This is a genomic window from Micromonospora rubida, from assembly GCF_009908295.1.
GTDB classification, from domain to species: Bacteria; Actinomycetota; Actinomycetes; order Mycobacteriales; family Micromonosporaceae; genus Micromonospora; species Micromonospora rubida.
In genome coordinates, this window is sequence record NZ_JAAALO010000001.1 from 341,272 (window position 1) to 352,562 (window position 11,291).

The 11,291-nt window shown below is 73.5% G+C and carries 11 protein-coding genes; 2 read left to right on the forward strand and 9 right to left on the reverse strand.

Annotation, left to right across the window (positions count from 1 at the left end):
• Window positions 1-31 precede the first annotated feature (31 nt).
• Window positions 32-1,504, forward strand: coding sequence for an MFS transporter (locus tag GVV04_RS01435; protein ID WP_161683908.1), 1,473 nt, complete (start codon window positions 32-34; stop codon window positions 1,502-1,504).
• A 115-nt stretch (window positions 1,505-1,619) separates the two neighbouring features.
• Here GVV04_RS01435 and GVV04_RS01440 read toward each other — a convergent pair whose 3' ends face one another.
• The 3 genes from GVV04_RS01440 to GVV04_RS01450 form a co-directional block, all read right to left on the reverse strand.
• Window positions 1,620-2,282, reverse strand: a complete 663-nt coding sequence (locus tag GVV04_RS01440) for a hypothetical protein (protein ID WP_161683909.1) — start codon at window positions 2,280-2,282, stop codon at window positions 1,620-1,622.
• A gap of 13 nt (window positions 2,283-2,295) precedes the next feature.
• Window positions 2,296-4,080 (reverse strand): DUF4012 domain-containing protein, encoded by a 1,785-nt coding sequence (locus tag GVV04_RS01445; protein ID WP_161683910.1) that lies wholly within the window; start codon window positions 4,078-4,080, stop codon window positions 2,296-2,298.
• 88 nt (window positions 4,081-4,168) lie between these two features.
• Complete coding sequence (locus GVV04_RS01450; RefSeq protein WP_161683911.1) at window positions 4,169-5,428, reverse strand: glycosyltransferase family 4 protein; 1,260 nt, start codon at window positions 5,426-5,428, stop codon at window positions 4,169-4,171.
• A 147-nt stretch (window positions 5,429-5,575) separates the two neighbouring features.
• On the opposite strand from GVV04_RS01450, the gene GVV04_RS01455 reads away from it, so the two are divergent.
• Complete coding sequence (locus GVV04_RS01455; RefSeq protein ID WP_161683912.1) at window positions 5,576-6,130, forward strand: arsenate reductase/protein-tyrosine-phosphatase family protein; 555 nt, start codon at window positions 5,576-5,578, stop codon at window positions 6,128-6,130.
• Here the strand turns inward: GVV04_RS01455 and GVV04_RS01460 are convergent.
• The 6 genes from GVV04_RS01460 to egtC all read right to left on the reverse strand — a co-directional run bounded on the left by GVV04_RS01460 (window position 6,111) and on the right by egtC (window position 11,275).
• Window positions 6,111-7,583, reverse strand: a complete 1,473-nt coding sequence (locus tag GVV04_RS01460; protein ID WP_161683913.1) for a polysaccharide biosynthesis tyrosine autokinase — start codon at window positions 7,581-7,583, stop codon at window positions 6,111-6,113. The two genes, GVV04_RS01455 and GVV04_RS01460, sit on opposite strands and share 20 nt — an antisense overlap.
• Before the next feature lie 369 nt (window positions 7,584-7,952).
• Complete coding sequence (locus GVV04_RS01465; RefSeq protein ID WP_161683914.1) at window positions 7,953-8,159, reverse strand: hypothetical protein; 207 nt, start codon at window positions 8,157-8,159, stop codon at window positions 7,953-7,955.
• 126 nt (window positions 8,160-8,285) lie between these two features.
• A complete protein-coding gene (locus tag GVV04_RS01470; protein WP_161683915.1) occupies window positions 8,286-8,639 on the reverse strand; it encodes a DUF1622 domain-containing protein in 354 nt (117 codons plus the stop codon).
• Between the two features lie 38 nt (window positions 8,640-8,677).
• Window positions 8,678-9,265, reverse strand: coding sequence for a TMEM165/GDT1 family protein (locus tag GVV04_RS01475; RefSeq protein WP_161683916.1), 588 nt, complete (start codon window positions 9,263-9,265; stop codon window positions 8,678-8,680).
• A gap of 251 nt (window positions 9,266-9,516) precedes the next feature.
• Window positions 9,517-10,482, reverse strand: coding sequence for an L-histidine N(alpha)-methyltransferase (gene egtD / locus GVV04_RS01480; RefSeq protein ID WP_161683917.1), 966 nt, complete (start codon window positions 10,480-10,482; stop codon window positions 9,517-9,519).
• Between the two features lie 16 nt (window positions 10,483-10,498).
• Window positions 10,499-11,275, reverse strand: a complete 777-nt coding sequence (egtC, locus tag GVV04_RS01485) for an ergothioneine biosynthesis protein EgtC (RefSeq protein ID WP_161683918.1) — start codon at window positions 11,273-11,275, stop codon at window positions 10,499-10,501.
• Between the last annotated feature and the right edge of the window lie 16 nt (window positions 11,276-11,291).

Genomic DNA, 11,291 nt, shown 5'->3' on the forward strand with positions numbered 1-11,291 from the left:
ACGTGATCGACGGCCGACGGAGGGCATCGCCATGAGCCCAGGACGGCCGGACCGACCGGGCCGATCGACGGATACTGCCGGCGGGGCCGACGACGTCGACAACCGACGGCGCTGGCAGGCCCTCGGGGTCGGCCTGGTCGCCGCCTTCATGACGCTGCTCGACGTGAGCATCGTCAACGTCGCCGTGCCGTCCATCGACCGGGCGCTCGGCGCGACCCCGAGCGACCTGCAATGGGTCCTGTCCGGGTACGCGCTCACCTTCGGCCTGGTGCTGGTGCCGGCCGGACGGTTCGGCGACGCCCGGGGCCGCCGCAACGCGTTCGTCCTGGGGATCGCCCTGTTCACGCTGACCAGCGCCCTGGCCGGGCTGGCCAGCTCGCCCGAGTGGCTGATCGCCGCCCGGCTGCTGCAGGGCGCCGCCGCCGGAATCGTCAACCCGCAGGTCACCGGCCTGATCCAGCAGTTGTTCCGGGGCCCGGAACGCGCCCGGCCTTTCGGCCTGCTCGGTGCCACGATCGGCATCTCCACCGCGGTCGGCCCGCTGCTCGGCGGGCTGCTGATCCAGGCGGGCGGCGAAGAGCACGGCTGGCGGTGGGTCTTCTTCGTCAACGTTCCGGTGGGGATCGTCGCGGTGCTGCTCGGCTGGCGGCTGTTGCCCGCCCGCCCGTCCGGCGGCGTGTCCCGCCACCGGCTCGACCCGGTCGGGGTGCTGCTGCTGGCCGCCGGCGTGCTGCTCCTGCTGCTGCCGCTGGTGCAGCGGGAACAGTGGCACGGCCCGTGGAAGTGGGCGCTGGTTCCCGCCGGCCTGATCACGCTCGCCGGCTTCGGCCTCTGGGAGCGGTGGTACGCCCGGCACGAGACGCCGCTGTTCGACCTGCGACTGTTCAGGTTCCGCTCGTACACCCTCGGGTCCCTGATCGCGCTGGTCTACTTCGCCGGCTTCACCGCGATCTTCTTCATCTTCACCCTGTATCTCCAGAACGGCCTCGGCTACAGCGCGCTGATCGCCGGCCTGGCCATCACGCCGTTCGCCCTCGGCTCGGCCGCCGCGTCCGTGCTCGGCGGGCGGATCGTCAACCGGTACGGCCGCCCGCTGGTCGCCGTGGGCCTGCTCGCCGTGGTGCTCGGCCTCGGCGCGGTGGTGTTCGTGCTGCGCGGCGACCCGCACGGCTCGGTGCCCCTGCTCACGGCGGTGCCGCTGCTGATCGCCGGGCTGGGCAGCGGCCTGGTCATCGCCCCGAACCAGACCCTCACCCTGTCCCAGGTGCCGGTGGAGCAGGCGGGCAGCGGCGCGGGGATGCTCCAGACCGGTCAGCGGATCGGCTCCGCCGCCGGCATCGCCGCCGTCGGTGCGGTCTTCTTCTCGTCCCTGGCGGACAGCGGCGGAAACTGGTCGACGGCGTTCCGGCACTCGGTGCTGCTGGCCGCCGGCATCATCGCGTTCGCCCTGATCGCAGCCCTGATCGACATCCACCGCAGCCGCCGGGCCGCCACTCACCGCTGACCGCCCCGACCCACGTCGAAGGCCCCCGCCGGCAACGCGCGTGACGGTGCCCGCCGGTGAACAACCCGGCGGGCACCGTCACGCGATAGCTCGGGCACTGCCCGGCTCAGAGCGGTCAGCGCGTCGACCCCGTGCCGAAGCGGTTGCGACGACGCCAGGCCAGCCCGGCGAGCGTCAGCACCACGCCGACACCGACCAGCCCACCACCGACGGCCAGCGGCGTGCCGATGCTGTCACCGGTCACGGGCAGCCCTCCGTGCGGCTTGCGGGTCGGCGTGGGTGTCGGCTCGTGGCGTACGAGCACGGTCAGGGCCGCGGTGGCAGTCCTGCCCGTGGCGAGGCCGGTGGCCGTGAACGTGAGCCGCCCGGTGACACTCGGCGTGTAGCGAACGGAGAATTTACCCGCCGCGTCGGCCTGCACCGTGAACTGCAACGGCGCCGCCGCCTGGTAGGCCACCGGAGCCATCGCGACGGTGCTGCCGTCGCTGCGGCGGGCCGGCGCCTGACCGGGCAGGCCGGCGGCGAGTGGCGTCGTCGACACAACGTGCTCGACGGACTCGATCGGCTCGAACCCGGCACCGGTCAGGGTGACGGTCTGACCGAGGACGATCGTCGACGGGTTGACCGTCAGCGCCGGGGGCTGCGGCGGGTACTGCGGCGGCTGTTGTGGGCCGGACGGCGACGGTGTCGGCTGCGGCTGCGCCGCCCCCGCCGCGGTCGGCGCCGCCACGACGGCAAGGCCGACCGTGAGCGCCATGATGATGCGGGATAGCCGCATGATTGGTTCCCTCCTACTGTTCGCAGTGTGGTGCGGACTCAACTTGGGTGGTCCATGGGGTGGCGGTCGGGGTGAGCCAGAGGTCGGCGTCTCCGCTGTCGGTCCTGCCGGTCAGCACGTCGACATCGAGGGTCCGGGTGGTGCCGGGGCGTACCTCGACGTTGGCGATGACGACCTGTCGCCGCCGTTCGAGGCCGCTGCCGACCCGCAGGTCGGCTCCGTCGAGCCGGCTGGCTAGCACCGCGCCGCCGGCCGGGCTGTAGACGGAGACCAGGGTGCGGGCGGTGTAGGGATTTCCGGCCAGGCCGAGGCCGAGGACCGAGGGGGACAGCCCGCCGGGGGGCGCGGTCGAGTGGAGCGTGAAGCTCAGCCGTAGCTGCCGCCGGCCGTCGGGGCGGCACTGCCCCACGGTCAGGGTCGCCGACGGCCGCAGGTAGTAGCCGAGCTTCGCGCCGCTGCCGTCGTTGAGGAACACGCCGACGGTGGGAACGTTCTCCTGCTCGGGCAGCGCCCCACCCAACCGGCTGCCGGCGATGACCCGCTGCTCGGCCGGGTGGGCGCTCCAGAACAGGATCCGCCGCTCGACGATGGCGCGGTCCAGTGCGGACAGCAACGCCCGGGGGTCGACCTCCCGGGTGAAGAAGGTGTTGAACACCGCCGCAGCGGAGGCCGCGAAGAACTCGTCCTGCCGGGCCAGGTCCAGCCGCTGGTACGAGTCGGAGAGCAGGGTGTGCACCACCTTGTCGCTGACCAGCGTGGCGTTGCCCGGCACGGGCACCGGCCCGGTGGCCTTGAGCAGGTACGACAACACCACCGGGTCGACCGCGAGCACCCCGTCGACCGTGGTGCCGCTGCGCTTGCGGTACATCTCCCGGAAGAGCGCCGCAGCGGTCGGGAAGTGCGGGGTCAGGTTGACGTCCGCCGGGTAGGTGCCGACCAGATCGGTGTAGAGGTTGCGGACCTCGGTGCTCAGCTTCGCGGACAGGTCGAAGCGGCCCAGGCTGCTGGCCGCGTCCTGTGCGCCCATCCGGAGCCGGCCGTCCTCGGCCTTGATCACCGCGTACGCGCCGAACATGCCGCCGGTGGCCCGCAGCTCGGCAGGGTTCTGCGACACCAGCAGGTAGCTGCGCGGCTCGTCCGCGCCGAGCAGGTTCGGCAGCAGGCGGGCGGCCTGGTCGGCGGACCGGGTCAGGGCGGCCAGGCGATCGGTCTCGGCCCGCAGGTCCGTCACGGCCTGTCGGACCTGGTCGACCAGTCCGGTGGTGGGCACGGCGGCGAGCCGGGCGTTGGTGCGCCGGACGACGTCGTCGGTGTCGGCGAGCTGGGCCGAGACGGCCCGGAGCTGGTTGACGTCCAGCCGTCCCTTGCCGGGCAGCAGGGTGGACAGGTCGGTGCGCAGCAGGGCCGGGAACGCGTCCCGGGCGAGTTCGTCGACGGCCACCGCGATCTCGCGGACCGCGGCGAGGTCGTCCCCGGCGTACGGGGTGTGCCGCCCGACCCACCAGCCCGGGTCGGCGGTGGCGTCGCGGGCCGCGGCGGCCTGATCCTGGAGCGCGGCGAGGGTGCGTTGCGCCCGATCGGCGTCGCCCCCGACCACTTCGGTGCTGAGCTGCCGCGCCAGCCCGGCGGCGTTGAGCAGGTGGGCCCGGGCCTGCCAGCCACGGAAGCCGACCCAGCCGCCGCCGAGCGCGACGAGCGAGCCGACGATCAGGCCGGTGAGCAGGGCGCGGCGTACCCGGGCCCTGGTACGCCGTCGGGGTCTCCGCCGACGGCGGTGGGGCCGCACAGTTTCGCTCACACCTTCTCCCGTCGAAAAGCGGACAGAAATGACGATTCATCGTTTTCTAGCACGCATGACGCAGGCCGCGTGGCTGTATCGCGCTTTTTTAGCTTTCGAGTCCCGTACGAGAGTTTTCTTCCGTCGAGTCCGAACCGCGGCGCAGCGCGGCCACCTCGTACAGCAGCTCCTCGACGCGGTCCACCCCGCCGCGCGTGGACATGTCGCGCAGGTACGCCTCCCGGCCGCGTCGCCCCATCTCCAGCCGGGCCGGCGTCGGGATCGTGGCGGCCAGCCAGAACCGGTCGGCCAGGGTGGCCCAGTCCTCGGGCGGGCAGGACAGCCCGGCCCGGGCCCGTTCCACGATCTCCACGGTGTCGCCCCCGGCGGAGGCCACCACCGGCGAGGCGGAGCTGAACGCCGCCTGGAGCTTGCCGGGGACGCTCCCGCGCAGCTCCGGCAGGTCGCGCAGCATCACCAGCTGGTAGTCCGCGGCGGCGTACAGGTCGGACATCTCCAGCGGTGACCGACGCGCGACGAACCGGACGTTGCGGGCCCCCAACTCGTCGGCGAGCCCGCGCACCCGACCCTCGTCGGGGCCCGAGCCGACCAGGACCAGGTCCATCGTGCCGCGCAGCGGGGCGGCGGCCCGGACCGCCGTCTCCAGGCCCTGCCGGGCGCCGATGGTGCCGGCGTACATCACCGCGCAGCGGCCGTCGCCCCGGACCAGCCGGCGGGCCTCCCGGGTCGGCTCGGCGGGGTGGAACAGTCGCTCGTCGGTCCAGTTGAGCACCACCCGCACCCGGTCCGCGTCGGCACCGCCGGCGACCACCAGGTCACGCATGGCGGGGGCCGCCACCGCGACCAGGTCCGCCGAGCGGTAGAGCCGCCGGGTGGCGGCGGCGATCCGGCCCGCCCAGGGCCGTGCCGCCTCCGCCGGCCCGGGCAGCTCCGGGTGCACGTCCTGGACGTGCAGCAGCGTCGGAACCGCGCCCAGCAGGCGCAGCAGCCCGAGCGCGGCGAAGGTCGTCGGCGGCAGCTGGTGGACGTACAGGGCGTCGACGCCGGCGAGTTGCCCCCGGCCGATCGTCCCGGCGCTGGCGGCGAAGGACAGCCAGCTCGCCATCCGGGCGCGGACGGAGGCGTCCCCGCCGGTCCACCGCGGCACCCGACGCACGGTCAGCCGCTCGCTGCGGCTCTCGTAGCGCCACCGTTGCCGCCAGCCCGGATAGGCGTGGCCGCCCGGGTAGTCGGGAAAGCCGGTCAGCACGCGGACCTCGTGGCCGCGGGCCGCCAGCCCTTCGGCGAGGCTGCCGGAAATGAACGCCGGCTCCGGCGGGAAGTGGTACGCCAGGATGCCGATCCTCACCGGACACCCCCACCCCGGAGGTCACCTTCCGGCGCGGCGCAGCCACCCTGCGTGGCGACACCTGCATACGATGCCGGCAGCGCGCTGCCCACCGGCGCCGGCACGGTGCCAGGCCGCCGCGCGCCCAGACCGCTGGGAGAGTCTCCGATGGCCGACCGGATCCTGTTCGTCTGCCACGCCAACCTGTGCCGCTCGCCGATGGCCGAGTACCTGGCGGGCTGGCTGCTGGCGAAGCTGCCGGTCGAGGTGGCCAGCGCCGGCACGGCCGCCGTCGACGGCCGGCCGATGCATCCGTACGCGGCGCAGGTGGCCGCCGGGACCGGCCGGGACCCGGCGGCGTTCCGCAGCCGGGCGCTGACGGCCGGCCAGCTCGCCGACGCCGCGCTGGTGCTGACCGCGACCCGTCGCCAACGGGCGGCCTGCGTGTCGCTGGCTCCCGCCGCGCTGCACCGCACCTTCACCCTGCGCCAGTTCGGCCGGCTCGCCGGGCTGGCCGACGCGCCGGACACCACGGACGCCGGGCCGCTGCGCGCGGCGGCGCGGGCGGCGGCCCAGGCCCGGGGACGGTTGCAGCCGACCAGCACGGCCGAGGACGACCTCGGCGACCCGATCGGTGGCACGCCCGCGGACTTCCGGCGCTGCGCGCAGGAGATCGAGCGGTCGTTGACACCGGTCGCGGCGCTCATCGACGCAGCCGGGTGAGTTCCTGCGTCGGGTCGGCGGCCCGTTCCTGACCGAAGAACCCGCTGCTGGTGGCGGTCGCCGGGGGGCCCATCCGCTCGGCCGGGGCGGCGGCGGGCGCGGGGGGTACGTCGATCCGGTAGCTCTCGTACTGGTCGGTCTCGGCGCGGCCGAGCTTGGCCATGTTGAGCACGCAGCCGAGCATCCGGACGGAGACCGACTGGAGCGCCTGCGCGGCGGCGGCGATCTGGCCGCGGTCGGTGCGCCCGTACCGGCTGACCATCAGCGCCCCGTCGGCCTGGACGGCCACGACGACGCCGTCGGTGACGGTCCTCAGCGGGGCGGTGTCGATGACGACGATGTCCGCCGACTCCCGCAGCACCAGCAGCAGGTCCGCCATCGCCTTGGAGCCGAGCAGCTCGCTGGGGTTGGGCGGGACCGACCCGGCGGGCAGCACCAGCAGGGACTTGTCGCCCCACCGCTGCACCACGTCCCCCACGCTGACGTCGCCCAGCAGGACGTCGGTCAGCCCGACGCTCGCCTCCAGGTTCAGGTACTCGGCCACCTTCGGCCGGCGCAGGTCGGCGTCGACCAGCGCGACCCGCCAGCCGGCCTCGGCGAGCGCGATGGCCAGGTTGCAGGAGAGGGTGGTCTTGCCCTCCCCCTGCAACGCGCTGGTCACGGCGATGACGCGCGCCGGTTCGTGGACGTCGACGAAGCGCAGGTTCGTCCGCAGCTTGCGGACCGCCTCGGCGCGCGGCGAGCTGGCCGCGTCCCCGACGATCAGCGGCGCGGTGCGTGCGGCGGGGTCGAACGGGATCTCACCGAGCAGCGGGCTGCCGGTGGCGCGCTGGAGGCCGACCGCGTCCCGCAGCCGGTTGTCGAACCGGGTCCGGAGCACGGCCAGTCCGATGCCGACGAGCAGGCCGGCGAGCCCGCCGACGGAAAGGTTGAACGGCGGCTTGGGCGACACCGGCACGGAGCTGACCCTGGGTCCGCTGATCACCTCCACCTTGATCGGGGCGGTCCGCCCCTCGGGGGGGGTCTCCACCGCCTTGACCAGCTCGACGAACTGGGCGGAGACCGCCTCGGTCAGCCGCAGCGCCCGCGTCGCGTCGGTGTCGGTGACCGTGCCGCGCAACAGGACGGTGTCGGGGACGGTGCTGGCGCCGATCCTGGCCTGCACCTCCTCCGCCGTGAGCCCGAGCGGGTTCTTCGCCACGACGCTCTGCGCCAGCCGGTCACTCTTCAGCAGGTCGGCGTACGACTTGACGCGCTGCTGCATGAAGATGCCGCCCTGGTACGCCTCGCTGACCCCCTGATTGGGGACGGTGACGAAGTAGGTCACCGAGGCGACGTACCGGGGCTTCGTCTGGACCGTGACCAGAGCGGCCACGCCGAGGCCCACCATGACGGCGAGCAGGACCAGCCACCAGCTGCGTCGGACGGCCCGGAGGTAATCACGAACGTCCATCAGCCGGGAAGCCCCCGTCCGGTCCGTGCGGTCGACTTGTCAAGCACAAGAGCTCCTCAGCAGTCACGGGGCGGTCACCGGCTCCGACACCCCCCACCCAGCGCATTCGGTTCCACCGACTGTAGAGGATGTAAGCGGTCAAAACGCCGCAAACGGTTCACTCAGCCAGATATCACCATTAATGGCCGCACCGCATCGCCGAATGCGTTCGGAACAACTGCCCCGGGACCCGGGAAGTGACGTGCGACGCGGCGGACAACCGACGCGAGGGGCCCGTGGGCGGGCGGCGGCGGCCCTCGCGACCGCGGCGGGCCCGCTCCCCGGGTACGGCGGTGGGGGCGGCCGGCTGCCGTCGCCCCCACCGTGGACTCAGCGTCGGCGATCGGCCGGCTCGTCCTCCTCGGACTGCTCGGTCTCGTCGCTGATCGCCTCGTTGAACGGCTCGGTGAGGTCGTCGCCCGGGACGGCCACCTCCTCGGCAAGGTCCTGCTCGTCGGGCCGCCCGCCGGGTTGCGGCTGGGGCGCGGTGGCGCCACCGGCGAAACCGTACTCGTTGGGCTCGTCGTGCCGGCTCATACCGTCATCCTCCCGATTTATTCCGGTTTGTCTCCCGTGGCCCACGGTAGGCCGTGATCGTCTTCGGCGCAGCGCGCTACGGATTTGTCGACCCGACACCGGCTCGACCTGGCGGGCGTGGCGCGGTCATCGATCCAGGGTCACCTGTCGCTGCTCCTGGGCTATCTCACGACGCAGGAAGAAGTTCAGCGCGGTCCGGATGGTGGCGATGGCCGCGAGCTGGCCGATCTGGCCGAAGGTCGGCGACACGGCGGTGCGCAGGATGTCGGCGGCAAGCTGGAACTCCAGCCCGAGGACAAGGAACCGGCCGAAGGAGAGCCGGATAGGGGTGAAGACGGCGGCGCTGCGGTGGCGCAGTCCCTCGACCACGAACCGCAGCGCCGCCCAGAACGCGCCCACGAAGATCACCAACGCGCCGATGACCTCCACCAGGGCGACCAGGACCTGGTCGCCCTGGCGCAGGAATTCCTCCCACCTCACCCCGGGCCGTTACCCGCCCCGGCAGGCGGTAGTCGGGATCAGTTGAGCTCGGCGACGGCCTCGAAGATGAGCCAGAGACCGCAGATGGCGAAGAGCACCGCCGCGCCGTACCGGATGGCGCGCTCCGGCAGGTGCCGGCCGAGCATCCGGCCGACGAGGATCGCCAGCGCGTCCGCGGCCACCATGCCGATCGTCGACCCCAGCCAGGTGCCGAACCAGCCGTACTTGGTGGCCAGGGTGATGGTTGCCAGCATCGTCTTGTCACCCAGCTCGGCGAGGAAGAACGCGACGCCGACGGCGATGACGGCGGACTTGCCGCTCCGCTCGGCCTTGCGCTTCTCCTCCTCGGTGAGCTTGTCGCCGCGCAGCGTCCACGCGCCGAAGCCGAGGAACGCGATGCCGGCGACGAGGGAGATCCAGCCGGTGGGCAGGGCGGCACCCAGCCCGTAACCGATGGCCACCGAGGCCAGATGGACGAGGGCGGTGGCGATCGTGATGCCGATCAGCACCGGGACCGTCTTGAACCGCGTGGCGAACGTCAGCGCCATGAGCTGGGACTTGTCGCCCAGTTCGGCGACGAAGATGACGCCGAAGCTGACGACCAGCGCGACGAGGAAACCTTCCATGACACCCTTCCCGATGGTGCCGGGCCGGGGTGTCGGGGCGCCCTCGACCCGGCCGTTGTGCACAGCCTGGGTCGAAGGTCTCGCCCGCCTCACCTGACGGTGGGGCCGCGTGGCCGGATGCGTGACGCACCAGTATGTCGACCACGACATTGAGGGCTACTCCCCTTCGCCCCGGCAGCCTAGCCGACCGGCGGGGCAGGGGGCGACGCCGGGTGGACTGCGTCACCCGCGTCGGGCCGGCGGGGGCGGGCTCAGTCGGCGCGGGCCAGGGTCACGCCGAACAGACCGTCGGCGTCGGTCCAGAACTCCTCGGCGGTGAAGCCGGCGGTGGCCAGCTCCGCCGCGATCCGCTCCGGGCGGAACTTCGCCGACACCTCGGTGCGCAGCTCCTCCCCCGCCGCGAACGCCACCTCCAGATCGAGCACCCGGACCCGCTGCGGGCGCTCGGCGCGCAGCCGCATCTCGACCCACTCCCGCTCCGGGTCCCAGAGCGCGACGTGGGTGAACGCCTCCGGGTCGAAGTCGGCGCCCAGCTCCCGGTTGACCACCCGCAGCACGTTGCGGTTGAACTCGGCGGTCACCCCGGCCGCGTCGTCGTACGCGGGGACGATCACCGCAGGGTCCTTGACCAGGTCGGTGCCGAGGAGCAGCCAGTCGCCGGGCTCCAGGGCCGCGCGCATGGCGGCGAGGAAGCCGGCCCGCTCGGCGGGGAGCAGGTTGCCGATGGTGCCGCCGAGGAAGATCACCAGTCGGCGTCCACCGGCGGGCAGCCGGTCGAGATGTCGGGTGAAGTCCCCGACGATGCCGCGTACCCGCAGCCCGGGGTAATCGGCGGCGATCTGCTCGGTGGACTGCCGCAGGGCGCTGACCGAGACGTCCAGCGGCACGAAGGTGCCCAGCCCGCCATGGTGGGTGAAGGCGTCCAGCAGCAGCCGGGTCTTCTCCGACGAGCCGGAGCCCAGCTCGATCAGGGTCTTCGCCCCGGTCAGCTCGGCGATCTCGCCGGCCCGCTCGGTCAGCACGGACCGCTCGGCCCGGGTCGGGTAGTACTCCGGCAGGCGGGTGATCTCCTCGAACAGCTCGCTGCCCCGGGCGTCGTAGAACCACTTGGGCGGCAGCCACTTCGGTGCCGCGGTCAGCCCGGTCCGTACGTCCTCCCGCAGCCCCCGGCCGAGGTCCTGCTCCTCCAGGTAGATCTCCAGCGGCTCGACGCTCATCGGGTCTCCTCCTCCGTCACTCAGTCGTTTCCCCACCTGCGGGGCGGTCGACGGCCAGGGCCTCGACCCGGGCCCCGGCGGTCGTGGCGACCACCAGCCGCCCGTCCGGCACCGCCTGCCAGCCGGGCTCGTCGTCGTGCGGTTCCGAGGCCAGCAGCACCGCGCCCGGGGTCCGCCGCAGCGACAGCGCGTGGCCGGCGACGCTGGCCACGACGGTCCGCCCGTCGGTGAGCAGCAGGTTGAGCCGGGACCCGGGCGCCGCCGCCGCGACCCGGGTCACCGTGTCGGCGACCGCCCGCGCCGGGTCGTCCCCGGCGCGCAGCCGGTGCCGCACCAGGGCCCAGAGCAGCGCGGCGTCGGTCGGCGCGTCGAGGGTGAGCAGGTCGCGTACGGGAAGCCGGCCGGCGAGCCCGGCCACCGCGTCGGGCCAGCCGCGAACCACCCCGTTGTGGCTGAACAGCCACGGACCCTCCGCGAACGGGGCGGCGGCGGTGTCGAGCACCGGCATGCCGACGGTGGCCGACCGGACGGCGGCCAGCACCGCGCCGCTGGTGGTGGCCGCGGCCAGCTCCGGCAGCGTCACGTCGCCCCAGATCGGCGTGCCCCGCCGGTAGCGCAGCGGCTCGCCGCCGCCGGGCGGGTACCAGCCGACGCCGAAGCCGTCGGCGTTGACCGTCCCGCCACCGCGCATGTCCCGGGGCGCCCAGGACTGTCGCACCAGGGAGTGCGGCGGGTCGTACAGCAGGGCCCGCAGGCTCACCGGCGGCCCGACGTACGCCAGGTGCCGACACATCAGGCGGCCCCGCCGG

Bases quoted from the DNA above. Each gene is read 5' to 3' on its own strand.
- GVV04_RS01435 (WP_161683908.1), top strand. From the start codon at position 32: ATGAGCCCAGGACGGCCGGACCGACCGGGCCGATCGACGGATACTGCC.
- GVV04_RS01440 (WP_161683909.1), bottom strand. From the start codon at position 2,282: ATGCGGCTATCCCGCATCATCATGGCGCTCACGGTCGGCCTTGCCGTC.
- GVV04_RS01455 (WP_161683912.1), top strand. From the start codon at position 5,576: ATGGCCGACCGGATCCTGTTCGTCTGCCACGCCAACCTGTGCCGCTCG.
- GVV04_RS01460 (WP_161683913.1), bottom strand. From the start codon at position 7,583: ATGGACGTTCGTGATTACCTCCGGGCCGTCCGACGCAGCTGGTGGCTG.
- GVV04_RS01465 (WP_161683914.1), bottom strand. From the start codon at position 8,159: ATGAGCCGGCACGACGAGCCCAACGAGTACGGTTTCGCCGGTGGCGCC.
- GVV04_RS01475 (WP_161683916.1), bottom strand. From the start codon at position 9,265: ATGGAAGGTTTCCTCGTCGCGCTGGTCGTCAGCTTCGGCGTCATCTTC.
- egtD (WP_161683917.1), bottom strand. From the start codon at position 10,482: ATGAGCGTCGAGCCGCTGGAGATCTACCTGGAGGAGCAGGACCTCGGC.
- egtC (WP_161683918.1), bottom strand. From the start codon at position 11,275: ATGTGTCGGCACCTGGCGTACGTCGGGCCGCCGGTGAGCCTGCGGGCC.